The sequence below is a fragment of the Rubrobacter taiwanensis genome (assembly GCF_004337705.1).
GTDB classification, from domain to species: Bacteria; Actinomycetota; Rubrobacteria; order Rubrobacterales; family Rubrobacteraceae; genus Rubrobacter_C; species Rubrobacter_C taiwanensis.
In genome coordinates, this window is the sequence record NZ_SKBU01000020.1 from 1 (window position 1) to 23,206 (window position 23,206).

Sequence of the window (23,206 nt, forward strand, 5' to 3'; positions counted from 1 at the left end):
GCTTACGGCGGCGGCGTTCACCTACATTGCGGCGGCTCTGACGGCGCTTCTGACGCTGCTGTACCTGATCCTGATCAGCCGCCAGTAGAACCGTAAGAAGGGCGGGCTCCGGGACCGGAGCCCGCCCTTCTCCCTCGCCTCGCCGGGATGCGGTCTTAGGCCACAAGCCCCTCCAGCCCCAGCTCTCCTCCCCGCTCTCCGAGCTCGTCGAGTGCGGCTCTCTCCAGCTGGCGTACCCGCTCGCGGGAGATCCCCAGACTCTCCCCGATGGCCGTCCGGCTCTCCGGCGCGCCGGAGAACCCGGCGCGCCGGCTCAAGATGGTGCGCTGCCGCTCCGGAAGCGCGGCCAGCGCCTCGGCCAGCCGGCGCCGGGCGTCGTTCCGGGCCGCCACCTCGGCCGGGTCCTCGGCCCGGTGATCCGGAAGCAGCTCCCCAAGCTCGTCTCCGTCCTCCCCGACGAGCGACTCCAGCGAGGCCACCGGCTGCAAAGCCCGGCGCACCGCCCCGAGCTCCTCGTCCGTCCAGCCCTCCCCCGGCGCCCCGTCGTAGAGCGCCCTCCACGCCCTCTCCGGCACCCTCACCGGCCCCAGCTGCGCCACGGCCGCCCGCCGGATGGCCTGCCGCGCCCACCACGCAGCATAGGTGGAGAACCGCATCTCCCGGCCCGGATCGTAGCTGTTCACCGCCTGCACGAGGGCCAGAGCCCCCTCCTGCAACAGATCATCCAGCGAAACACCCCACCTCCGGGCGTACCTCCGGGCCAAAGCCGCAACCATGCCCAGATTCCCCTCTATAAGCCGCCGCCGGGCAGCCCGGTCCCCCGCAGCCGCCCGCCGCGCCAGACGCCGCTCTACATGCTCGCTCAACACCCCACTCATAACCACAACCCTCCTGCAGAAGAATCCCTCGAAACCCGGGAATCTGTTCCCTATATACCCCGTATCAGATCGCTTTTAAACACAGCCTCAGGACAGTAATTCGGAGTATTCTGTAAAAAACATGTTTATAAACTGTATTTGAGAGGTAGAATAGCTGTTGTGGCGGGGCGGGGGCTCCGCCGCAGGCGACCGGAGCTGACCTGTAAGAGAGGGAGGTATCAAATTGGCGACGAGGATGTGTGATGTGTGCGGGGTTCGTCCCGCGACGGTAAGGATTAGGCGCATAGTGCCCGGCGGTCCCAGCAGGGTTGAGCACCTGTGTGAGCTTCACGCTGCGGAGGCCCGGGGCGGGCGGTCTTCTTTGGGGGGAGGCAGTCTCTTCGACGAGTTCTTCTCCCGGTTCTTCGAGCCGTTGGAAGAGCGGGGCTCGGTCCGGGGGTCTGAGCGGCGGGCGGCGGAGCAGGTGGACATAACCCGTTTCTTCTCCGACGCCACCAACGAGCTTTTACAGCGGGCGGCCCGGCGGGCGGCGGAGTGGGGCAGTTCGGATTTGACGAGCGAGCATCTGCTTCACGCGGCGCTGGAGGACAAGGTCGTCCGGAGGGTGCTTGAGGGCATCGACGCCGATCCCGGGGCCATCCGGGCTCAGCTCGAGGAGGAGGCAAGCCGGGGTGAGCGTGCGGAGACCGCTCCTTCGCTGGCGCCGGACGCCAAGCGGACGCTGCTTGCGGCCTATGAGGAGTCGCAGGAGTTGGGGGTCTCCTACATCGGGCCGGAGCACATTCTGCTGGCGCTGGCCCGCGATGGGGAGTCGGAGGCCGGCAGGCTGCTCCGGCGCTTCGGGCTCTCGCACACCCGGCTGCGCGGGGCCGTCGTGCGCGGGGTGGACGAGAGCGGCGCGGCGCGGGAGAGTTCCGGCACTCCCACGCTGGACGAGTACAGCCGGGATCTCACGCAGATGGCTCGGGAGGGGAAGCTGGACCCCGTGATCGGGCGTTCGGAGGAGATCGAGAGCACGATCGAGATCCTCTCCCGGAGGACCAAGAACAACCCGGTTCTGATCGGGGAGCCTGGTGTGGGCAAGACGGCGATAGTCGAGGGGATAGCGCAGCGGATAGTAAACGACGAGGTGCCCGAGACCCTGAGCGGGAAGCGGGTTGTGGCGCTCGATCTTTCCGGCATGGTCGCCGGCACCCAGTATCGGGGGCAGTTCGAGGAGCGTCTGAAGAAGGTCATAGATGAGATAAGGGAGAACTCGGAGGATCTGATCGTCTTCATCGACGAGCTGCACACGGTCGTGGGAGCCGGAGCGGCTGAGGGTGCGATGGACGCCTCCAACATGCTCAAGCCCGCGCTGGCACGCGGCGAGCTGCACTGCATAGGGGCGACCACCATCGACGAGTACCGCAAGCACATAGAGAAGGACGCCGCTCTGGAGCGGCGCTTCCAGCCGGTCCTCGTCGGGGAGCCCTCCGTGGAGGACACCATAGAGATCCTGCGCGGTCTCAAGGACCGTTACGAGGCGCACCACCGGGTCAGGATCACCGAGGAGGCCATAGTCGCGGCCGCCGAGCTCTCTGACAGGTACATAACCGACCGGTTCCTGCCCGACAAGGCCATAGACCTCATGGATCAGGCCTCCGCCCGGGTACGGCTGCGCACCAAGACCAAGCCGAAGGACACCAGGGCGCTCGAGGAAGACATAAAGCGCTTGAAGCGGGAGAAGGATCAGGCCGTGGCCGTCGAGGACTTCGAGAAGGCCCAGGAGCTCAAGAGCCAGCTGCAGGAGCTGCAGGACCGGCTTGGGGCCTTCAGGGCCGGAAGGCAGGCTGTGGCCGAGGTGACGGCCGATGACATAGCCGAGGTGGTCAGCCGCCAGACCGGCATCCCGGTCAGTCAGCTCACCGAGGAGGAGCGCGACCGGCTGCTCAAGCTGGAGGGCCAGCTGCACGAGCGGGTCGTCGGCCAGGACGAGGCGGTTGAGGCGGTGGCCGAGGCGATAAGGCGCGCCCGGGCCGGCCTTCAGGACCCCAACCGCCCGATAGGCTCCTTCCTGTTCTTGGGCCCCACCGGCGTGGGCAAGACCGAGCTGGCGCGCACGCTGGCCGAAGCCCTCTTCGGGGACGAGGCGGCGATGGTGCGCATAGACATGAGCGAGTTCCAGGAGCGGCACACGGTGAGCCGGCTGGTGGGCGCGCCTCCGGGCTACGTCGGCTACGAGGAGGCCGGCCAGCTCACCGAGCAGGTCCGGAGGCGTCCGTATTCGGTCCTGCTTCTGGACGAGATCGAGAAGGCCCACCCGGACGTCTTCAACATCCTCTTGCAGATCCTGGACGAGGGGCGCCTCACCGACGCGCAGGGGCGCACGGTGGACTTCAAGAACACGGTCATCATCATGACCAGCAACCTGGGGGCGGAGAGGATCCAGGCCCACGCCCGGCGCAAGGAGTCCCTCGAGGAGCTCAGGGAGGACATGATGCAGATCGTGCGCCGCTCCTTCAGGCCCGAGTTCATAAACCGGATAGATGAGATCATCATCTTCCGGGCTCTGAGCCGGGAGCAGATCGCCCAGATAGCCCGGCTCCTGCTGCGGCAGACCGAGCGGCGCCTGAGGGCCCAGGGGATAGAGGTGGAGTTCACCGACGCGGCGGTGGAGCTGCTGGCCGAGGCGGGCTTCGACCCGGAGTTCGGCGCACGGCCTCTCAGGCGCACCATCCAGCGCCGCGTGGACAACGCGCTCTCGCGGATGGTGCTCGACGGCTCGCTCGGGCCGGGAGACAGGGTCGTCGTCGGCGCCGAGGACGGCGAGCTCACCTTCGAGGTACTCGAAGGCGCTGCCGCCGGGGCCCCGGAGGAGCGGTAGAGCGGCATGGGCAGGTCCTTCAGCCTGGGGCGGTATCTCGGTATAGAGGTGAAGGTCCACTGGACCTTCTTCCTGCTCCTGGCCTTCTTCGGGGTCCTGGGCCTCACGCAGACCGGCAGCCCGGCCGGCGCTCTCGCGCTGGCCGGGCTCATCGTGCTGCTCTTCGTATTCGTGGTCCTGCACGAGTACGGCCACGCACTGGTCGCCCGGGGTCTCGGCTACGAGGTCGAGGACATAGTGCTCCTCCCCATGGGAGGGATGGCCCGGCTTAAGACCTTCCCCGAGAAGGCTCTTGACGAGCTGAAGATAGCCATAGCCGGTCCCCCCGTGAACGTGGCCCTGGCGGCCCTCTTCTACGGCGCGGCCTACCTGTTCTACGGCATCTCTCCCCTCGCCGTCCCGCATCCGGCCGCGCTCGTAGAGGAGGCGGCGGGCTACTTCCTCTCCTATCTGGGCCTGGTCAACGTCATCCTGGCCGTCTTCAACCTCCTGCCGGCCTTCCCGATGGACGGCGGCCGGGTCCTGAGAGCCTTCCTCTCGACCCGGATGGACCGCGTGCGCGCAACGGAGATCGCCGCGGCCGTAGGCCAGGCCTTCGCTATCCTCTTCTTCGTGATCGGGCTCCTGACTTTCAACTTGATCCTCACCCTGGTGGCCGTCTTCATCTTCCTCGCCGCCGCCGGGGAGGCACAGGCCATGCGCCAGCGGGAGCTGATGCGCGGCCTGATCGTCGCGGACGTGATGCGCCGCGGCTCCCGCACCGAGACGCTCGCCCCTGAACATCCCTTCGAGCGGGTGCTCGAAGCCCTCATCCACGGCCATCAGGAGGACTTCCCGGTCCTCGACGAGCGGGGAAGGCTGGTGGGCATGCTCTACCGCAACGACATCTTCGACGCGGCGCGCTCCCGGGAGCACGCCCCACGCGTGGGCGAGCTCATGCGGCGGCGCTTCCCAACCATCTCCCCGCAGGCCGACCTGTTCGAGGAGGCGCACCGGCTGCTGCAGGAGAACGACTTCAGAACGCTGCCCGTCTGCGACGGCGAGGAGCTCGTCGGACTGCTCAGCATGGAGGATCTGGGACAGGCCAGCCTGCTGCGGCGGCTGCCGGTGCGGGGATACGGAACTCTCGGCTCCGGCGGCAGGCGTCCCCAACCTTAACTTCGTGCTGTAGTGTCATTGAGAAGAGGAGGTGAGAGACTTGCGAAACCGGGTGACTAAAATCGCAGCGAGCACCGAGCTGCGCGGGCAGAGCGAGAAGATCGGGCAACTGGTTGAGGCCGCCGGCGAGTGCCGGCCGGTGAGGAGAGCTTCCGCCAGGAGAGACTGGGAACCTCGCTGGTGGTCTCGCCGGGACGGTTGAGCGAGGGAAGGTTCGCCATCGTCGATCTTCTTGAGGGCGAGGCAGAGGCGAAAGGTCTCTAAAGCGGGCGGCGCGCGCCGCCCGCCGGTCATTCTCAAGGAGGGGGCCCATGAACGTGGTAGAGATCGCCCAGATCGCCACCCCGATTATCAGCGCGATCTTCGTAGCGGTCATAGGACTGGGATACTACGCTCAAGTGAGGGTCAGCCGGGAGACGCTGCAGGAGATGCGCGATGAACGCATCGCCGGCAGTCACCCTCAGGTCATAGTCGACGCCGACTACGGCCGCCTGCCACAGGTCGTCGTGGTCGTGCGCAACGTCGGAGAGGGCGCCGCCAGAGACATCTCGTTCGAGTTCTCGGACCCCGTCGAGAGCTCGGACGGATTCGTCGTCTCGGATCTGCCCTACTTCAAGCAGGGGCTGGACTTCCTCGCCCCCGACGGCGAGATCTCAGCCTACTGGGACGACCTCGACTCCCTGGTGCCCCTCTTCAGAGAGAAGGGCATCACGGGAGGCATCACCGTGACCACCAGATACAAGGACCTGGCCGGCAAATCCTACGAAACCCGCTGGAACCTCAACCCTATCATCTACAAGGACCACCGCTACGTCCAACGCCAGAGCATAGAAAGCCTCGTCCAAAGGATGGACCGGATGATCGATAACCTCGAAAGGATCGCAACCGCCCTGGAGAAAACCACCCCGCCCCGAATACCCGCCGGAGGCCAGCGCCACCGGAGAGAAACCCCCGGCGGCGATAACCGGCAGGCCAGCGCCCCCACCCCCGGAACGTAAGAAGAGAACGACCACACCGGGCGCCCGGCCCTTTCCCCTGCTCCGGTGCGGAGGTATGCCGGCGGGTCTAAAATACCGTTTGCGCGCGAGTTTTCAGGGAGGTGTGGAGCCGCATGGCCAACCGGGGGTTAGACGCGGAGCAGCTCTACAGGCGGTGTGTGCCCGAGAGCCTGCCCTTTGAGACCACGGCCGAGGTGGAGCCTCTGGAGGACGGGCGGCTGGGTCAGTCCCGGGCCGTTCAGGCTCTGAGGTTCGGGGTGGGCATAGAGCATCCGGGCTACAACATATTCGCCCTCGGGCCGCCCGGGACGGGCAAGTTCCCTCTGGCCCGGCACTTCCTGACTCGCCGGGCCGAGAGCCGTCCGGCGCCTCCTGACTGGATCTACGTCTACAACTTCGAGCATCCGGAGAGGCCCCGGGCGATCCGGCTTCCGGCCGGCATGGGGCTTCGGCTGCGCCAGGACATGGAGCAGCTGGTGGAGGAGCTGCGCCCGGCGCTCTCCAGCGCGTTTGAGAGCGAGGAGTACCAGGCGCGCCGCCAGGCGATAGAGGAGGAGTTCAGGGAGCGTTCCAACCGGGCCTTCACGGAGCTGCGGCGGAAGGCTCAGGAGAGGGGGCTGGCTCTGCTGCAGACCCCGATGGGATGGGTCTTCGCTCCGCTGCGGGGCGGGCAGGTGCTCTCTCCGGAGGATCTGCAGGCGCTGCCCGAGGCGGAGCGCCGCCGGATCGAGGAGGAGGTCGAGCGGCTGCAGCAGGAGCTGCAGCAGGTTCTCGCCCAAATGCCGCGCTGGCAGCGAGAGATGCAACGGAGCCTCCGGGAGCTGAATCGGGAGGTAACCAACTTCGCCGTCGGGGCCCGCATAGAGGATCTGCAAGAGAAGTACGCGAAGTTCGCTGCGGTGGTCGAGCATCTCGACGCGGTGCGGCGGGACATCGTGCGGCATGCGCGGGAGTTCCTCTCTTCCGGCGGCGAGGCTCAGGAGCCGGCCGGGGGCGACCGTTCCCAGCCGCCCCCGGCCCGGCGCTACCGGGTCAATCTGCTGGTGGACAACTCCGAGACCGATTACGCCCCGGTAGTCTACGAGGACAATCCGACCTACCAGAACCTGCTCGGCCGGGTGGAGTACGTCTCTCAGATGGGAGCGCTGATCACGGACTTCAACCTCATCCGGCCGGGGGCTCTGCACCGGGCCAACGGGGGGTACCTGATCCTGGACGCCCGCCGGCTGCTTACGCAGCCCTTCGCGTGGGAGGGGCTCAAGCGGGCCCTCCGCTCCCGGCAGCTGCGCATCGAGTCGCCCGGGCAGGCGATGGGGCTCATCAGCACCATCTCGCTGGAGCCGGAGCCCGTGCCGCTGGACGTGAAGGTGGTGCTGCTCGGCGACCGGCTGCTCTACTATCTGCTCTCGGCTCTCGATCCGGAGTTCGGGCAACTCTTCAAGGTGGCCGCGGACTTCAGCGAGGAGCTGGAACGCACCGAGGAGAACCAGCTCCTCTACGCCCGGCTCATCGCCGCGATAACCCGGCGGGAGGGGCTCATGCCCTTCGACCGCACCGGGGTGGCTCGGATCATCGAGCACACCTCGCGGCTGGTCGGGGATGCGGGCAGGCTCTCCATACACCTGGAGAGCATCGCGGAGGTTCTGCGAGAGTCCGACTACTGGGCGCGGGAGAACGGCAACGGCGCGGTCACCGCCGCGGACGTGCAGCGGGCCATAGACGCCCGCATCCGGAGATCCGACCGCCTGCGGGAGCGCATACAGGAGGAGATCCTGCGGGGCACGATCCTCATAGACACCGCCGGAGAGCGGGTGGGTCAGGTCAACGGTCTCTCCGTCATAGAGCTCGGCGGCTTCGCCTTCGGGCGCCCGAACCGCATCACCGCCCGGGTCCGCCTGGGACGGGGCGAGGTGGTGGATATCGAGCGGGAGGTGAAGCTGAGCGGCCCGATACACTCCAAGGGCGTGCTCATACTCGCCGGATTCCTCGGGGCCCGTTACGCCTCCGAGCGGCCACTCTCCCTCTCCGCCAGCCTGGTCTTCGAGCAGAGCTACAGCGGGGTCGAGGGGGATTCGGCATCCTCGGCGGAGCTCTACGCCTTACTCTCGGCGATCGCGGGCGTACCGGTGAAGCAGTCGCTTGCGGTCACCGGCTCCGTGAACCAGCACGGGGACATTCAGGCTATCGGGGGCGTGAACGAGAAGATAGAGGGCTTCTTCGACATCTGCCGCGAGCGGGGATTGACCGGGGAACAGGGGGTAATAATCCCGGCTTCTAACGTGCAGCACCTGATGCTGAAGCAGGAGGTAGTCGAGGCCGTCCGAGCCGGGCGCTTCCACGTCTATCCGGTCGAGCGGGTCGATGAGGGTATAGAGCTGCTGACCGGCCTCCCGGCCGGGGAGCGGGATGAGAGCGGCGGCTACCCGGAGGGTACGGTCAACGGCATGGTCGAACGGCGGCTGGCGGAGCTGAGCAGGAAGCTGCGCCAGAGCTCGCCGCCGCGCGCTCCGGAGGAGAGCGAAGAGGAGGAACAGCGATGAACGATTCCCCCTCCATCCGGAGGGTCCTGGTGCTGCTGAGTGCCTCGCCCGAGAATCCGGCCGCGATCAGGACGGCGGTCGGATTGGCCGAGGAGCTGAAGACCGAGCTCACCGCCCTCTTCGTCGAGGATCCTAACCTGGAACGCCTGCCGCGCCTGCCGTTCCTGCGGGCGGTGGATCCCTTCTCCGGCGCGGTCCGGGAGCTGAGCGGCGAGGGCCTGCGGCGGGGGGTGCACGCCTACGCCAGCCGGGCGCGGGCCGCGCTCTCCGAGACCGCCCGCAGCCGGGTCCCGTGGGCCTTCCGGACCGTACGAGCCCTGGCGGGCATCTCCGGAGGGGATCTCCTGATCCTGGGGGCCCCCTCTCAGCTGGCATCTCCGGGCGTTCGAGAGGCGCTTGCCCGGGGCGACGCTCCGGTCCTGGTGCTCTGCGAGCACGGCCGGTCCGGGGGGCCGGTCCTGGTGCTCTACGAGCAGCGCCCCTCCTCCGGAGTCATGGAGATGGTCGCCGGCCTGGCGCGGCTCCGGAGAAGCCCGCTGGTCTTTCTGGCTCCGCCGGGCGCGCCCGGAGTGCCGCCGGAGCTAGCCGAGAGGCTCGGGGCGCGGGTGCGGCGGCTGCACGCCGTGGAGCTGCCCGCCATCCTGAGCGCTCTGCGGGAAGAGGGGGGGAGCCTTCTGGTCCTCGCCGCGCGGGGCGAGAGTGCCGCCGGGCTGCCGCTGCAGGCGCTGCTGGAGGAGAGCCGCTGCCCCGTCCTGCTCGTGAGGGTTCCAGATGTAAAAGCGTGAAAGAAGCTGAGAGAATGGACATCTTCAATCTGTTGTGGCTGTTCTTCATCCTGGCGGCGCTGCAGCCGCTCCTTCAGCGGAGGTTTCTGGAGACCATGCGCCAGCGGGCCCTCTCGCGGTTGGCCGCCGAGCGGAACTCCACGGTGATCACGCTCATACACCGCCAGGAGACCATGTCGCTTCTGGGATTTCCGCTCATCCGGCACATAGACATCGACGACGCCGAAGGGGTTCTGAACGCCATCCGGGCCACGCCACCGGGGACGCCCATAGACATAGTTCTGCACACCCCAGGAGGGCTGGTCCTGGCGGCGAGCCAGATCGCCTCGGCACTGGCCGAACATGAGGGGCCGGTGCGGGCGATCGTGCCGCACTACGCGATGAGCGGAGGTACGCTCATCGCTCTGGCCGCCGACGAGATAGTCGTGGACCCGCACGCGGCCCTCGGCCCGGTAGACCCCCAGATCGGGGGGTATCCGGCGGCCTCCATAGTCGCGGCTGCGCAGAGATCCAGCTCCCCCGAAGACCGCACCCTCATCCTCGCGGACATAAGCCGTAAGGCGCTGTGGCAGGTAGAACGCTTCGTCACCGGATTGCTGGAGAAGCATATAGATCCGGAGCGGGCGCGCGGTGTCGCCCGGCTGCTCTCCACCGGCGTCTGGACCCACGACCACCCTCTGGAGCCGGAGACGCTCCGGCAGCTCGGTCTGCCGGTGCGAGTCGGGGTCCCCAAAGAGGTGCACGCACTTATGAAGCTCTACCCGCAGCCAAGGGGCAGGCAGACCTCCGTGGAGTACGTCCCCTCGCCTCCCCGCCCGGCCGAACGTCCCGCGGATGGCAAAGGTCCCTGAGAGATGCCGACTTGCATCTCGCTTCCGGCTCGCTAATACCTAAAGCGGAAGGGAAGGTAACAGCCGAAAAGGAGGTGGTAGCATGGCGCTGACGCCGTTCCGTGGGTTCTGGGATCTGCAGAGTGAAGTAGACCGCATGTTCAACGACATAATGCGCGGCTTCTTCGGCGAGCGTCGCGGAGAGGCGGCCGGGATCTGGGCTCCGCCGGTGGAGGCGTTCGCCCGCGACGGTGACCTGGTGATCCATGCCGATCTGCCGGGGGTCGCGCTGGAGGACGTAGACGTGACGGTGGACGGCAACACCCTGACCATCAGCGGCGAGCGCAAGCCACTGGCGGGTGAGGAGGTCAGCTACTACCTGCGCGAGGCGCCGGTGGGGGCCTTCCGGAGGAGCATGGCCATCCCCGCCGAGGTGGATGCCGACTCCATCAAGGCGACCCTGAAGGACGGCGTGCTCGAGGTGGTGCTGCCCGGCGCCGTCGCCGAGGTCCAGCCGAAGAAGATCGCCATAGAGACCGGCGGGGAGCAGAAGACCATCGAGGGCGAAACCTCCTGAGAGCTGCTCTCGCGCCGGGACCTCGGAGTCCGCGGCCGGCAGGACGACTTTCTCGGAAAGTCGGCTCCGGCGAGGGGAGCCAGGCCCGGCCCGGCCAGAGAGGGCTGTGGAGATGCCGGCCGCGGAGATCCGCCCCCCGACCGGGGGGTTCTTTTCGTCCGAGCCGGCCGGATCAATGAGACTCCTTCCGCCCGTTCCCCGTGCCGGGGTGAGGCGGCTCAATACCCCGGCACGGGGACTTCGTCGAACTCTTCCCGGGGAGCTCCGCACTCAGGGCACCTTTCCGGAAGCTCTCCTTCGGCCCTGTATCCGCACCGGGTGCAGGCCCACAGAACGGGGACCGCGTCCGGCTCGTCGTTCCGGTCGTCCGGCATAAGTTGCGCCCCTTCCTGGCTCGCTGCCACTGATATCCGGTCTTGTACCCGGTGAGAGGGCCGGTTATGCCTCCACAACCGGCTCTCAACCCTGGATGTTGGTCTCGCGCCAGCGGGTGTGCGGGCCCAGTCCCGCCACCTCGGGGAACGGCTCTCCCCTGGAGAGCTGGACGTAGACCGGCGGCAGCATGGTCCCCCGGTCGCACACGTACGTGCCCGAGAACGGGGCCCGGTCGCCCGGCTTGAAAGTCGGGGCGTACGGGCGGTAGCGGGAGATCACCCGCTCCAGAACCCGCGCTGCCACGGTGAGCCACCTCCTCTCGGCATCAACAAACTCCCCTACCCCTCCTATTAGCGCGGGGTCCGGCCGGGCACAAGGGCCGGCTACCGGCCCTCCAGATCCCGGCGCATCCGGAGCAGGGCGGCCTCGGGGTCGGTGCCCAGCGCCGCGTGCCACTCGGCGAAGGTCCGCAGATCCTCCCGCAGGCGCTCCTGGGTGTCGTCCCGCAGCAGCTCCCGGTCCTCCTCGCCGAACAGCCCCGGGGCCGCCTCTCCCCGGTCCACCAGCTCCAGTTTCATCCGGGCCAGTATCCTGCGGGACGCCAGGAGCGCCCGCGCCTGAGATTCGGTGTCTCCGGGCTCCATGGTGCCCTCATATTACCAGCCAGCGGACCCGCTACCCGCCTTTGGAGACCGCCACGTCCACCCGGCCGTCCTTTATGGTGACGGTGATGTCCCCGTGCAGATCGTTGCGGAAGACCCGCGCGCCGACGGTCTTCAGGCGGCGCAGTGTCTGGGGCGTGGGGTGCCCGTAGGAGTTCTCGCCCACCTGGATCACGGCGATCTGCGGCCGGAAGCGGCTCAGAAAGAGCGGCGTGGTGCTGGTATTGGACCCGTGATGATTGACCTTGAGCACGGTCAGCGGTCCGGCGTAGGGGCCCTCGGCCATGTAGCGCTCCTGCGCGGCCTCGGCATCGCCGGCCATCAGCGCCCGGGCCGGGCCGAAGGTCAGCAGGATGGCCACGGAGTTGTCGTTGGGCTCCTCGGAGAGCTCGCCGGGAGGCGGCGCGATCACGTCCGCCCGCGCCCGGCCCCACTCCATGCTGTACCCCTCGCGCACCCGCTCCACCCTCGCGTCCGAGTCCCGGACGGCGCGCAGGAACTCGTTGAAGGTGGTGGTGCCCTTGCTCTCTCCCGAGAGGTAGACGGTCTCCACCGGGAAGGAATCCAGCACGTCCGCCAGCCCGCCGATGTGATCTGCATCCGGGTGGGTGGCGACTACGCCGTCCAGCTGCTCGACGCCCCGGCTCCGCAGGAAATCTACCACCTTCGGGCCGGCCTCGGGTCTGCCGCCGTCTATCAGGTAGTTCTCGCCGGCGCTCTGCACCAGGATGGAGTCTCCCTGCCCCACGTCTATGAAGTGGAGGACCAGAGCCCCGGCCGGCGGGGGCTGGCCCATGACGGGCAGCTGCGCGCAGCCGACGAGCAGCGCCGCGAGCAGGGCCGGGAAGAGCAGGCGCAGGCCGCTAGCGATCCTCATCCGCCGGGGTGAGGCGGTCGATCCACTCGTCGGCCTCGGCGCGAGTGAGCTCGGTCAGGGACTTCCCGATCCTCTGCTCCAGCCGCTCGACGCCGTTCTCTCCGCGCAGCTCGACCGCGAGCGTGCGCAGGAGGTTGATCTGGCTCGGACGCGCCGCCGCGGGGCGGGAGGACCTCTCATCCTTGGCCTCCTCCACGGGCCGTACCGGGCGGTTGCGCCCGTCCGGCCGGGAGCTCTCCCGGCCTCGCGGCGGCGGGAAGCTCGCGGGCGGAGCGTCGTCCCCGTCGGAGAGCTCCTCGAGCGCCGTGGCGCCGACGTTCACGGCGTCCCGCAGAGCGCGCGCCTTCGCCCGCGTTTCGGCCATGCGGATGATGTGCGGCGTGATATTGCGCGCGACGTTCTCGGGGTTGGCGTCCCCGATTCCGGAGAAGGTGCGGCCGTCCTCCATGGTGACGGTGGCCTTGACGATGGCGGTGTTGCCGTTGGACTCGTCCGGGACCTGCAGAAGCTCGGTGTCTATGCCCGAGAGCCCGCGGCTGTGAGCCTCGTCCAGAAGCCCCGCGAACAACACGTACTGCTTGCCCTGGCGGGTTATGAGGAACTCGTCGCGCATCTCTCCGTCCTCTTCCTAGCGTCCTCCCCGGGCCGAAACTTCCCGGTAGTCCGGTCCGTCCAGTTCTATGCCCTCGCACATGGAGACGATGCGGCTCGCCGTGCGCGCGCCGAGTTTGTCTCCCAGGTCCCGCGGCCCGATGTTGGAGGTGATGATCGTGGGCAGCATCTCCCGGTACCGGTGGTCTATGACCACGAAGAGCCGCTCCTGCACCCACGGGGTGGGCTTCTCGCTCCCCAGATCGTCCAGCACCAGCAGGTCCGCGCTCTTGACGCTGTGCATCCACTCGTCTATGTCCTGCCCCGGGTCGTTGTACGCCAGGCGCAGGTTGTCCAGGAGCTCGGGCACGGTCACGAAGAGCGAGGGGACCCGGCGGCGCCGGATCAGCTCGGTCATCACGGCGACGGCGAGGTGCGTCTTGCCGGTCCCCACGTCCCCGCAGAGGTAGAGTCCCCGGCCGGCTTCCCGGTTCTCCTCCCAGCCGTCTATGTACGCCGTGACCTTCTCAAAGGCCCGGGTGGCCGCGGTGTTGGAGAACCGGTTGAAGTTCGAGAGGGTGCAGCGCTTCAGGCGCTCGGAGAGACCGCTGCGCTTCAGCAGGCTCCTGATGCGGGCCTCCCGGCGGGCGAGTTCCCACTCCCTGCGTTCGTTCTTGCGCTCGCACTCGGGGGTGCAGGGATGCACGTACCACTCGCCCGGCCGGCCGTACTTCTTCTGCAGGGCGGGGGGGAACTCCACCCATTCAGACTCCAGCTCCCGGCCGCAGTGCGGGCAGACGTTGTCGTCGAGCCGCAGCGCCCGGGCCTCCCGCCTACTCCCCGAAGAACCACTCATAGCCTTCCTTGCGTCGGGCAGCAGCCGATCTATTCTCTCCATAGCTCACCCCCTTCCCGCCCTCGGCAACGAGCTTGAGCCGCCGGTCCTCCTCGAACCGCCGCACGTCCTCTACGGTCCTCACGCCCCGCTCGACCCACCGCTCCAGAATGGAGCGCACGTAGCCGACCCGCCGGGCGTCGCGCTCGCTGGCGATCCTGAGCGCCTCCCGCACGGCGTCCGGCGTCATGCCGTCCCGCTCGCAGTAGCCGTTGAGGAACTCCAGGATATGCGGTGCGGGCAGGGTGCCCATGTACCTGAAGTAGTCGTCCGGCGTGACGCCCTCTGCCCCGGCCTGCACGACCTCGATGCCGGAATCTCCGGAGCCGCCGGCGGCCACCGGCGGGTGTTCGGCGACCTCCAGCCAGCCGTCGCGCTCGGCCACGAAACCGGCGTTCTTCAGCGCTTCGAGCGAGCGCTCCACCGACTCTGGGGTAGATCTCAGCAGCTCGGCGAGCTCTTCCAGCTCCGGGGCGTCCAGCCCCACATCGGGGAGGACGCGCAACAGCTCGTAGAGGGCTACCGCCTCGGCTCCGAGGTGCGGCATCCAGCGGATATAGAGCCGGGCGCGGGCGCCCCGCGCCCCTCTCTGCGCCGGGGGTGTGAGCCTGATCTTCCGCATCACCGGTCAGTATAGTCGCCAACGGGGCCGCTCTCCACGGGCAGCGGCAGAACTACCATGGTTGCCACCCCGAGTTCTTGACGCAGCCCACCACGCCCGGCGGGCCGAAGACCGCGGGCAGGATGAGGACGGCGAGCACGCCGGTCACCGGTTCAGGGCATATACCCGCAGCGAGACTGTATAATTCCTCTCCCGTGAGGTTCGAGCGCAAACTTCCGGCCCCGAACGAGGTCTTCGACGCGGAAGGCAGCCCGCGCCCGCCCTACCACCCGGTCCTGGAGGAGCTCGAGAGGATGGGCGCTTGCGGGTGGCGGGAGAGGGCCGAGAGAGCGCACGAGCTGTTGCTTCGAGAGCAGCACGAGCTCGGCATACCGGAGGGTGACAGGACGCACCCCACGGACTGGGTGCCGCGCATAGTCCCGGCGGAAGACTGGGAGCGGCTGGAGCGGGGCGTGGAGCAGCGGATGCGCGCCATCAACGAGTTCCTGCGCCGGCTAGAGGCCGGAAAGGAAGAGGTCGTCCCGCAGGAGATCCTGGAGTCCAGCATCCTCTACGACACGACCACCCCGAACCGCTTCGGGGAGGTCCCGGTACGCCAGGTGGCCTTCGACATCGTGGCGGTCGAGCGGAACGGCCGGTGGGAGTATCAGGTCATCGAGGAGAACGCCAAGATGCCCGTGGGGCTGGCGCCGATGACCCGGCGCCGCAGAACGGCGGCTGGGGTGGTCTTCCCAGAGTCGCACTCGCGCCTTCCGGTACGCCCTCTCGACGGCTGGCTGGAGCGGCTCGGGGAGTGCCTGCGGGCGGCCTCCCGGGCTCCGGAGCCCGTGCTCGCCGTGGTCTCCGGCGGCCCGGAGGACCAGTTCTACCTGGACCACAAGATCTACGCCCGGGAGATGGACGCCATTCTGGCCGAGACGCACGAGCTCGGCTTCGACGGCGAGGGGTATCTGGTGCACAGGCCCACCGGGCGCCGGATAGACGTGGTCTACGAGCGCGTAGACGAGGACCGGCTCTACGCGGAGCTGCCCGAGCTCATCGAGTGCCACGTGGAGGGGAGGGTGCACGTGCTGTTCGCGCCCAATTCGGAGGTGGTGGACGACAAGGGCGTCTACGCCTTCATACCGGAGATGATCCGCACCTACCTCGGGGAGGAGCCCATCCTGCAGAACCCGAAGACCCTCTCGCTCGCCGACCCGAAAGACAGGAAGTACGTCCTGGAGCACTTCGAGGAGCTCGTGATCAAGAGCCGGGGCGGCTACGGCGGCAAGGAGGTCATGATCGGGCCGGAAGAGTCCGGGGAGAACATCGAGCGGTTCCGGCGGCTGGTGGAGGCCGACCCGGTGGAGTTCATCGCTCAGGAGGTGGTGGACTTCTCGACCCACGTCATCTGCACGGCCGAAGGCGACGAGCTCCTGCTGCGCGACTCGTATGCGGACTACCGCGTCATAGCGCTCGCTCCGGACCGGGACACGGTGGAGGTAGTGCCCGGCTCCCTGGCGCGGGTCGCATCCCCCGGCAGGCGCCTCACCAACATCTCCAGCGGAGGCAAGATGAAAGACACCTGGGTGCTGGCCGGTTGAAGTCTCCCCGCGCCCGAAGGCTCAGTAGCGGGCCTCGAGCAGGATCGGGGAATCGCTCTCGCGTCCGTAGCGCTCGGCGCTGATCAGCAACCTCAGCGACTCCACGGCGACCTCCAGCTCCCCCAGCCGGGGCTCGGCGGTGGTGAAATAGCGCTGGAAGAAGTTGCCGACGGCTATCGAGGGGCGGGTCTGCCCAAAGACGAACCATGCCTCGGAGATGAGCAGAAACTGCAGGATGGCGTAAGGCCACCAGCTCACGAACGGCTCGATAAGCGAGGCGGCGAGGATGTAGATCAGGATGTTGGTGCCGCAGCGGGGGTGGATGCGGCTGGACCTGCGGGCCTCCTCCAGCGTCACCGTGCCGGTCCGCTCGTAGGCCGCCACCGCCTTATGCTCGGCGCCGTGGTAGCGGCCGAGCGCGGTCAGGCGCATCACGGCGAAGAGTACGAGGAGCAGCGGCAGGATGGGGAAGGTCGCCAGCAGCTCCAGCGCGCCGCCCGGAAGAGCTCCCCCGGCGGCGGCCCCGAACTCCAGGATCCGCAGGAGGGCGAACATTCCGGCCAGAAGGGCGAGGAAGGAGAGCAAAGTCTTCAGGGAGCCCAGGACCTGGAGCAGGAAGTTCGCCCAGAACAGCAGGGAGCGGATCACCGGCCAGCGCGAGATCCGGCGCAAAGCCCCGCTCCCGGGCCGCCACCCGCCGGAGCGCTCCACCCAGACGCAGATGTTCCGGTCGCGCTTGCGGGCCGCGCTGCGGTAGTTGGGGCCGAAGAAGTCTATCCCGGCGGGGCGGGCCATCCCACCCAGCGTGAGACCGGGCCCGCTCTCCAGTCCGGGTGCTCGCTCACCGCTCAAATAAGCCCGCGCTCCTTTCCAGGGTATGCTCTCTAAGCGCAGAAGGATAGCACGCCGCACCGGGCCGCGGACTCCTGAAGAAGTTGCGAAGCTGGTAGACTCTAACCACACGCAGAGCTTTGTTTGAGAGGAGCTTTGAGCTTGAAGGATCCCGAGGCCGGGTCCATCTACCGGGCGGTCTACGTCGGGGTGGCGCTGTTCTTCGCCGTCCTATTCTCCGCGCTCTTCATCTACCAGATCCGGGGGATCGTGCTGGCGCTGCTCCTGACGCTCCTCTTCGCGATCATCCTGAGCGCCCCGGTCAACTACATGGCCCGCAGGGGCGTCCCCCGGGGACTGGGAGTCGTGATAGTCCTGGGCGCTCTGGCGCTCGTGTTCTGGATCACGGGCGTCTCCATAGCCCCCGTCGTCCGGGAGCAGGCCGAGCAGCTCGCAGAGGAGTTCCCGGCCCTGCTGGCGGCGACCCAGAACTTCGTTCAGGACGTTCAGACCCGCTTCGGGCTGGAGGTCGGCTTCGAGCTGAACATGAACGAGCTCATGAGCCAGGCTCAGAACCTGCTCTCGATGGACACGCTGGCCGCCGCAGCGGGGCTCGGGGTCAGCGTGGTGACCGTGATCTCCATGGCGCTCGTGATCGCGATCGGCACCATATACCTCTCCATCAGCCCGATGCCGGTCGTCAACGGCTTCGTCTCCCTCTTCCCGGCCGGCTGGCGGCCCCGGGTCCGCGAGGTTCTCTCCAGAACCTACAGCACCGTCCAGCGGTGGTTTTTGGGCCAGCTCACCGCCATGATATTCATCGGGATCTTCTCCGCTATCGCGCTCTCGATCATCGGGATCCAGTTCGCGGTGTTGCTCGGGGTCTTCTCCGGGCTCATCTCTTTCATCCCGTTCGTGGGGCCGGTGATCTCGGTCATCCCGCCGGTGCTGCTGGCGCTGGTCTCGGGGGACCTGATCTCAGCCATCTGGGTTATCGTGGCCTACACCGCCATCCAGCAGATAGAGTCGAACATCCTCCAGCCGGTGGTGATGAGCCGGGCCGTGGCCCTGCACCCGGCGGTGGTCCTCTTCGCGATCCTGATCATGGGCACGCTCTTCGGACTCGTGGGGCTCCTGCTGGCCGTCCCGCTGGTCGCCGCGATTCAGGTGCTGGTGCAAGAGCTGTGGGTCCGGCGCATGGACGAGATGGGCGAAGACCCGGACTCCCCCCCGCCCCCCGGAGGAAAGGACCGGACGAAGCTCAGGAAGCCGCTCGCGCGGCTGCGGAGAGCCGCAGCCGGCCTTCTGAGCTCTGGAAGCTCCGGGCGGCGAGAAAACCGGTCGGGACCCCGCCGCGAGCGAACTCCTCATCCTCCAGAATAGCCATGTGCAAAGGGATCGTCGTCTCCACCCCGGTGAAGGCGAACTCCTCCAGCGCCCGCAGGCTGCGCCGGACCACCGCCGCCCGGTCCTCGGCCCACACCACGAGCTTGGCCAGCAGCGAATCGTAGTACGGCGTGATCGTGTACCCTGTGTACAGGTGCGAGTCCACCCGCACCCCGGGGCCGCCTGGCGGGTTGTAGAACTCTACCGGCCCGGTCTGCGGGAGGAAGTTGCGCCGCGGGTCCTCGGCGTTGATGCGGAACTCCATCGCGTGCCCCACCGGCTCCAGGTTGTGCTCTCCCAGCCGTTCCCCGGCCGCAACCCGGATCTGCTCGGCCACCAGATCCGCGCCGGTCACCATCTCCGTGACCGGGTGCTCCACCTGCAAACGGGTGTTCATCTCCATGAAGTAGAACTCGCCGTCGGCCAGCACGAACTCCACGGTCCCAGCACCCTCGTAGCCGATCTCCTCCGCCAGCGCCACCGCGGCATCCTGCATCCGGCCGCGCAGCTCCGGCTCAAGACCCGGCGCCGGAGACTCCTCGATCAGCTTCTGATAGCGCCGCTGAACAGAGCAATCGCGCTCCGGGAAGGCGACCGTGTTCCCGTGCGCGTCGGCGAGCACCTGCACCTCCACGTGCCGCAACCGCTCCACGAACCGCTCCACGTAGACCGCACCGCTCCCGAAGGCGGCTTCGGCCTCCGCCCGGGCCGCCGTCAGAGCCGCCTCCAGCTCCTCCTCCGAGCGTACGACGCGCATCCCCTTTCCCCCGCCGCCGGCGCTCGCCTTGAGCACTATGGGGTAGCCGACCTCACGGGCGACCCGGCGCACCTCACCGGCGTCCGAGCAGACGCCCTCGCTGCCGGGCGTGATGGGAACACCCGCCTCCCAGGCTATCCGGCGCGCAGCGGCTTTGTCACCCATCTTCGAGATGACCTCCGAGCTCGGGCCGATAAACTTTATGCCACAGCGCTCGCAGATCTCGGCGAACCGCGCGTTCTCGGCCAGAAATCCGTAGCCGGGGTGGATCGCATCAGCCCCGGTGAGCTCGGCGGCGGAGATGATGGCCGGGATGTTCAGGTAGCTTCTCACCGCCGGCGGCGGGCCGATGCACACCGCCTCATCGGCCAGCAAGCGGTGCATGGAGTCCGCATCGGCAGTGGAGTAGACGGCCACGGTCGGTATCCCGAGCTCCCGGCAGGTCCGGATTACCCGGAGCGCGATCTCCCCCCGGTTCGCTACCAGAACCTTGTTTATCATTCCTCCGGCTCTATGACGAACAGCGGCTGGTCGTACTGGACCCCCGAGGTGTCCTCGACCAGGATCTCCCGGACCACCCCGGCCACCTCGGAGGGAATCTCGTTCATCAGCTTCATCGCCTCTACGATGCACAGCGTCTGGCCCGCAGAGACCCTATCCCCGACCTCCACGTACGGCTCCTCGCCCGGCGCCGGGGCCCGGTAGAAGGTGCCCACTATCGGGGAGCGGACCACGTGCAACCCCTCCCACTCCGGCCCGGAGTCGGGCGTCTCCGGAGCCGCGGGAGCCTCAGAGCGCTGGAAGGCCGGCTGCACCACCGGAGCCGCCTCGCCCTTCGCCTTCACGCTGACCTCCAACTCGCCCCGGCGGACCGTGATCTCCCCCACCCCGCTCTCGACGAGCAGCTCGACGACCTGCCGGACCGTCTCCAGCGGCAGGCTCTCTTCCTGATCTCCCTCGGCCCCGGCCCGCTCCCGGGCGGTTCTCTCTCTAAGCTCCGACATGGAAGTAGATTGTAACAGGTCAGGTCGCCGCCTTCCCCGCAACACCCCCATTCGTCCGCGCGACTCAAACCCGAGAGCGAAGGATGCCAAGAAAGACAAGTTCAGTGGTTGTTTTTTGACCACTGTCCGGTTAATCTTCCACCCCTGCCTCCGACAGTACCCGGCGGTAGCGGCTATTCCCTGCCACGGCCTACCTCGAAGACCGCCGCAGGAGGATTACGCGGCTGACGTAGCCCGCCAGCAGCGGAACCGTCCACCACAGTTGCCACCATCCTGCCAGCTGCAGAGCACCCCAGTCGGTGGTGCCGACGGCGAGGCCGATCACCAAGCCTTATCGGAAGGAGCCTGCCAGGAAGAGTATCAGCAGCCAAGCTGCTGCCGGCAAGAGCGCGACTATAGCCGCCTGCGTTCGCGACGCTGAGTGAAGTCTTCTGACACCCGCAAAGATCAAGTAGTATCCGTAGGCGTAGGCGAGGTACCCGACTACCGGGATCCAACTCAGAAGCAGTACTGCGGTGGAATACGCGTATATCCTGAAGGTGACCTCAAACCCCACATTGCGGGACCTCAGAACGATAGCGACCAGGATGTGGTAGAAGCCAGCGGCTATGCAGAGCAAGACCGCGACAAACAGGGGGGCCAGGATCACGGCGAAGAACAGTACGGCCGCTATCGTTGGCAAGTCACCGAACCCGATTGCCTGGGTCACCGCTCCGTCTAGAACCGGGACACCGGTTGCCGCAGACAACAAGAAGTAGACCAGGACGCATGCAAGCCCGAACGTGAATGGTGCCCTGATGTCGCTATCCCTGCCGACGCCACGGAAAAACGCATTCGGTTTTGTCATCACCTTCCAGGCGGTCGTCAAGAAGCTCCGCAACGGCACGGAAAGGTCGAACTCATTGCTGGACCTTTGTGCTCCGGCCTCCATATACTCCTCCCTGGCTCTGGTTAGCGCCGCTTGAAGGAGGCCCTGGATCGGGCCTGCTCGGCGACGTAGTAGAGGTCTGTACCCTTCAGGATCTCCCACCACATCCTGACCTCCAGCCACAACCCCTTGACCAGCCCCGACCTATCTATCCGGGGCCGGTACTCGCTCCTGATCTCCTCCCGAACCTCCCGGCTTCTCTGTCGGTACCATCCTGTGGAACGGAGCCTCTCTTCACCGTCCGCGACGATAGTCTCCTTGCGTTCCGGCACCTTCGTGTATCTTCTCCGCCGGAGCATGAGCAGGAGCCAAGCCCCCAGGATCACCGAAAACCTTGACAAGGCTTGTCAAGCGGAGAAGTAAGCAACAGTATGTACGACGACCGCTAACAACCCGAAAATAACAGCCACCGCTGTTATCAAACCTACCGCAATCGCAGCAACTATGAGTACGCCGCGTCCGGCTTCCTTCCTACTTCGATAGACTTCACTCAAAGACAAGCCTGAGAAGCCCAGATACTGCTCGGCTAGTTTGTCAAGTATTACTCCTCCGACCCCCAACATGAACCCTCCCAAGAAGCTCCCGAGCAGGTTTTCTTCGCTCACGATCAGAGACAGGAAGCCGGTGACAGGCTCGGCTACCACCAATACGGACCCGAGTACCAAGATAATCCAAAGCACACCCAAAACAGCCGCCACGGATCTACCCCACCTTTGCGAAGAGGTGGCGAGGTATACCAAGCCACCTCCCACAAAAACTCCGCTCAAAAGTGCCAGGAAACTCAGCATTCTCCGACATCCGGGTAGTTCGCTTCTGTCTGCGCTATCCTCTACGCGCGCAAGTGCTGTTGGCGTACGCTGCGCATCCTCCTCTGCACCCCCGTACGGCTCTACCGGCGATCGAACTACAAACAGCTCTTACTACTGCTCGTCCAACAATTCCGCCCACAACGAGACCGAAAGCACCACATCCGCCTCTCCGAACCACGAACAGACATATATCATAGTATTGCCTGCGACAAGGCGTGCAAGCAGCTTGGGGGCAGTCGACACAGTAAAGATTCGACTGAATGGTGAATTCTGGCTCCTCGTTTTCCCTTACGAATTGCTCGCTACTGAGTCTGCGCCCGTCAGCATCAACGACGTAGTCGCTATCGAGGAGTATGTGAGAGTCGGCCTGATTCTGGTTGCCCAAGTAAGTGGTTAGCCTCTTCTTGTCCTGAACGACGGACGTACTGACCACATGATAGTAGTAGGAAACCTCGCTATTCTGCAGATCAATAAGAAACGTGGCGACTACGGATCTTGCCTCGTTTACAGCCGGCACCGTAACTACTGCGAAAGTCATGTCGTCTGCGAATGCGACATCGGCCCAGTCAAACCGAAATCGACCACTCCGAACACTACCATCCATCTGTATCAGAGCTTGCCGATGCGCAGCGGCCAGACGCCTGAACTCCTGCGAAGAACGGACTATCTGTTTCGCTCTCCTCTGCTGTGCCGGGCTACCATGGGAGATTCCTACTCCCTCTGCGGCGTCGGCCGTGGAAGTAAGCCTTCCAGCGCCCGACAATACGGACATGGCTAGTGCCATGCCACCCACACCCTTTATGAACTGCGCCCGGCTAAGACTCCTACCACCCATAGCTGTTGCATCTGCTATGACTCCAGAGTTCATCTCGCCCAAAACCTGCATCACCCGCCAGGTGTCCTTCGGTCCCAACGCCCGGCTCAGACGAACCCCCATGCGCATCCCGGTCCAAGCCTTGACCTCTTCACCTCCAACCTCGATCAGCGTCGGAGCCCAAAGAGCATCCTCGCCCAGAGCCTCCTCGCGCCAGCGGTGCACCTGCGGGTCGTGCAGGCTGCGGACCTCCAGCCTCTCGCCTACCGCGTCCTCGATGCTCTTCGCCAGCTCGCTGCAGGTCATGCACCCGGCGTCGAAACCCAAAACCAGTCGCGCGTCCTCCGAAGAGCGACCAAACAACCTGCCCATTATCGACTCCTCCTCTTCTCCGTCGTTTACCGGGCAAACGGTCAGTACCGATCGCACGGTCAGTTTGCCAT

The 23,206-nt window shown here is 66.6% G+C and carries 25 protein-coding genes and 1 pseudogene; 10 read left to right on the forward strand and 16 right to left on the reverse strand.

Annotation, left to right across the window (positions count from 1 at the left end; genetic code table 11):
* Positions 1–155: 155 nt before the first annotated feature.
* The gene (locus E0L93_RS11350; RefSeq protein ID WP_132692000.1) at positions 156–878 is read right to left on the reverse strand and encodes a sigma-70 family RNA polymerase sigma factor; all 723 of its coding nucleotides are present in this window, start codon (positions 876–878) and stop codon (positions 156–158) included.
* 235 nt (positions 879–1,113) lie between these two features.
* Here E0L93_RS11350 and E0L93_RS11355 point away from each other — a divergent pair, with 235 nt between their 5' ends.
* From E0L93_RS11355 to E0L93_RS11390, 8 genes are all read left to right on the forward strand, one after another.
* A complete protein-coding gene (locus E0L93_RS11355; RefSeq protein WP_207890462.1) occupies positions 1,114–3,741 on the forward strand; it encodes an ATP-dependent Clp protease ATP-binding subunit in 2,628 nt (875 codons plus the stop codon).
* Between the two features lie 6 nt (positions 3,742–3,747).
* Complete coding sequence (locus E0L93_RS11360) at positions 3,748–4,899, forward strand: site-2 protease family protein (RefSeq protein ID WP_132692002.1); 1,152 nt, start codon at positions 3,748–3,750, stop codon at positions 4,897–4,899.
* Between the two features lie 129 nt (positions 4,900–5,028).
* A complete protein-coding gene (locus E0L93_RS11365; RefSeq protein ID WP_132692004.1) occupies positions 5,029–5,163 on the forward strand; it encodes a hypothetical protein in 135 nt (44 codons plus the stop codon).
* A gap of 47 nt (positions 5,164–5,210) precedes the next feature.
* A complete protein-coding gene (locus E0L93_RS11370) occupies positions 5,211–5,897 on the forward strand; it encodes a hypothetical protein (RefSeq protein WP_132692006.1) in 687 nt (228 codons plus the stop codon).
* A 113-nt stretch (positions 5,898–6,010) separates the two neighbouring features.
* Positions 6,011–8,437 carry a Lon protease family protein gene (locus E0L93_RS11375; protein WP_132692008.1) on the forward strand — a complete coding sequence of 809 codons (2,427 nt, stop codon included), beginning with the start codon at positions 6,011–6,013 and terminating at the stop codon, positions 8,435–8,437.
* On the forward strand, positions 8,434–9,222 hold the full coding sequence (locus E0L93_RS11380) for an adenine nucleotide alpha hydrolase family protein (protein WP_132692010.1): 789 nt from the start codon (positions 8,434–8,436) through the stop codon (positions 9,220–9,222). Before E0L93_RS11375 ends, E0L93_RS11380 begins: the two co-directional genes overlap by 4 nt.
* Before the next feature lie 14 nt (positions 9,223–9,236).
* A complete protein-coding gene (locus E0L93_RS11385) occupies positions 9,237–10,073 on the forward strand; it encodes an SDH family Clp fold serine proteinase (protein WP_132692012.1) in 837 nt (278 codons plus the stop codon).
* Positions 10,074–10,155: 82 nt separating this feature from the next.
* A complete protein-coding gene (locus tag E0L93_RS11390; RefSeq protein WP_132692014.1) occupies positions 10,156–10,629 on the forward strand; it encodes an Hsp20/alpha crystallin family protein in 474 nt (157 codons plus the stop codon).
* Between the two features lie 218 nt (positions 10,630–10,847).
* Here E0L93_RS11390 and E0L93_RS16650 read toward each other — a convergent pair whose 3' ends face one another.
* The 7 genes from E0L93_RS16650 to E0L93_RS11420 all read right to left on the reverse strand — a co-directional run bounded on the left by E0L93_RS16650 (position 10,848) and on the right by E0L93_RS11420 (position 14,651).
* A complete protein-coding gene (locus E0L93_RS16650) occupies positions 10,848–11,003 on the reverse strand; it encodes a rubredoxin-like domain-containing protein (protein ID WP_424511428.1) in 156 nt (51 codons plus the stop codon).
* A gap of 85 nt (positions 11,004–11,088) precedes the next feature.
* Positions 11,089–11,307 carry a YjzC family protein gene (locus tag E0L93_RS11395; RefSeq protein WP_132692016.1) on the reverse strand — a complete coding sequence of 73 codons (219 nt, stop codon included), beginning with the start codon at positions 11,305–11,307 and terminating at the stop codon, positions 11,089–11,091.
* 80 nt (positions 11,308–11,387) lie between these two features.
* Positions 11,388–11,648: a hypothetical protein gene (locus E0L93_RS11400; RefSeq protein WP_132692018.1), complete on the reverse strand. Its 261-nt coding sequence runs from the start codon at positions 11,646–11,648 to the stop codon at positions 11,388–11,390.
* 31 nt (positions 11,649–11,679) lie between these two features.
* Entirely contained in the window at positions 11,680–12,543 is an 864-nt protein-coding gene (locus E0L93_RS11405) for a ComEC/Rec2 family competence protein (protein ID WP_132692020.1), read from the reverse strand.
* A complete protein-coding gene (locus E0L93_RS11410; RefSeq protein ID WP_132692022.1) occupies positions 12,530–13,156 on the reverse strand; it encodes a hypothetical protein in 627 nt (208 codons plus the stop codon). Before E0L93_RS11410 ends, E0L93_RS11405 begins: the two co-directional genes overlap by 14 nt.
* A gap of 15 nt (positions 13,157–13,171) precedes the next feature.
* The gene (locus E0L93_RS11415) at positions 13,172–14,032 is read right to left on the reverse strand and encodes an ATP-binding protein (protein ID WP_132692024.1); all 861 of its coding nucleotides are present in this window, start codon (positions 14,030–14,032) and stop codon (positions 13,172–13,174) included.
* Complete coding sequence (locus E0L93_RS11420) at positions 13,968–14,651, reverse strand: DnaD domain-containing protein (protein ID WP_243638213.1); 684 nt, start codon at positions 14,649–14,651, stop codon at positions 13,968–13,970. The genes E0L93_RS11415 and E0L93_RS11420 overlap by 65 nt, the downstream gene beginning before the upstream one ends.
* A 194-nt stretch (positions 14,652–14,845) precedes the next feature.
* Here E0L93_RS11420 and E0L93_RS11425 point away from each other — a divergent pair, with 194 nt between their 5' ends.
* Complete coding sequence (locus E0L93_RS11425) at positions 14,846–16,234, forward strand: circularly permuted type 2 ATP-grasp protein (RefSeq protein ID WP_165874319.1); 1,389 nt, start codon at positions 14,846–14,848, stop codon at positions 16,232–16,234.
* Between the two features lie 21 nt (positions 16,235–16,255).
* Here the strand turns inward: E0L93_RS11425 and E0L93_RS11430 are convergent, their stop codons facing one another.
* Positions 16,256–17,086 carry a DUF1385 domain-containing protein gene (locus E0L93_RS11430; protein WP_132692030.1) on the reverse strand — a complete coding sequence of 277 codons (831 nt, stop codon included), beginning with the start codon at positions 17,084–17,086 and terminating at the stop codon, positions 16,256–16,258.
* A gap of 189 nt (positions 17,087–17,275) precedes the next feature.
* On the opposite strand from E0L93_RS11430, the pseudogene E0L93_RS16340 reads away from it, so the two are divergent.
* Positions 17,276–18,235, forward strand: a pseudogene (locus E0L93_RS16340) (AI-2E family transporter); the annotation flags it as partial.
* Positions 18,236–18,326: 91 nt separating this feature from the next.
* On the opposite strand, the gene accC reads toward E0L93_RS16340, so the two are convergent.
* The 7 genes from accC to E0L93_RS15865 form a co-directional block, all read right to left on the reverse strand.
* Positions 18,327–19,709, reverse strand: a complete 1,383-nt coding sequence (accC, locus tag E0L93_RS11440) for an acetyl-CoA carboxylase biotin carboxylase subunit (protein ID WP_132692034.1) — start codon at positions 19,707–19,709, stop codon at positions 18,327–18,329.
* Positions 19,706–20,212, reverse strand: coding sequence for an acetyl-CoA carboxylase biotin carboxyl carrier protein (accB, locus tag E0L93_RS11445; protein WP_165874320.1), 507 nt, complete (start codon positions 20,210–20,212; stop codon positions 19,706–19,708). The genes accC and accB overlap by 4 nt, the downstream gene beginning before the upstream one ends.
* Positions 20,213–20,402: 190 nt before the next feature.
* Positions 20,403–20,537 carry a hypothetical protein gene (locus tag E0L93_RS16470; RefSeq protein ID WP_279387493.1) on the reverse strand — a complete coding sequence of 45 codons (135 nt, stop codon included), beginning with the start codon at positions 20,535–20,537 and terminating at the stop codon, positions 20,403–20,405.
* A gap of 6 nt (positions 20,538–20,543) precedes the next feature.
* Positions 20,544–21,143 carry a YIP1 family protein gene (locus E0L93_RS11450; RefSeq protein WP_132692036.1) on the reverse strand — a complete coding sequence of 200 codons (600 nt, stop codon included), beginning with the start codon at positions 21,141–21,143 and terminating at the stop codon, positions 20,544–20,546.
* A gap of 20 nt (positions 21,144–21,163) precedes the next feature.
* Entirely contained in the window at positions 21,164–21,412 is a 249-nt protein-coding gene (locus E0L93_RS11455; protein ID WP_132692038.1) for a hypothetical protein, read from the reverse strand.
* A 75-nt stretch (positions 21,413–21,487) separates the two neighbouring features.
* Positions 21,488–21,928, reverse strand: coding sequence for a hypothetical protein (locus tag E0L93_RS11460; RefSeq protein WP_132692040.1), 441 nt, complete (start codon positions 21,926–21,928; stop codon positions 21,488–21,490).
* Positions 21,929–21,962: 34 nt separating this feature from the next.
* Entirely contained in the window at positions 21,963–23,135 is a 1,173-nt protein-coding gene (locus E0L93_RS15865; RefSeq protein ID WP_165874321.1) for a hypothetical protein, read from the reverse strand.
* Between the last annotated feature and the right edge of the window lie 71 nt (positions 23,136–23,206).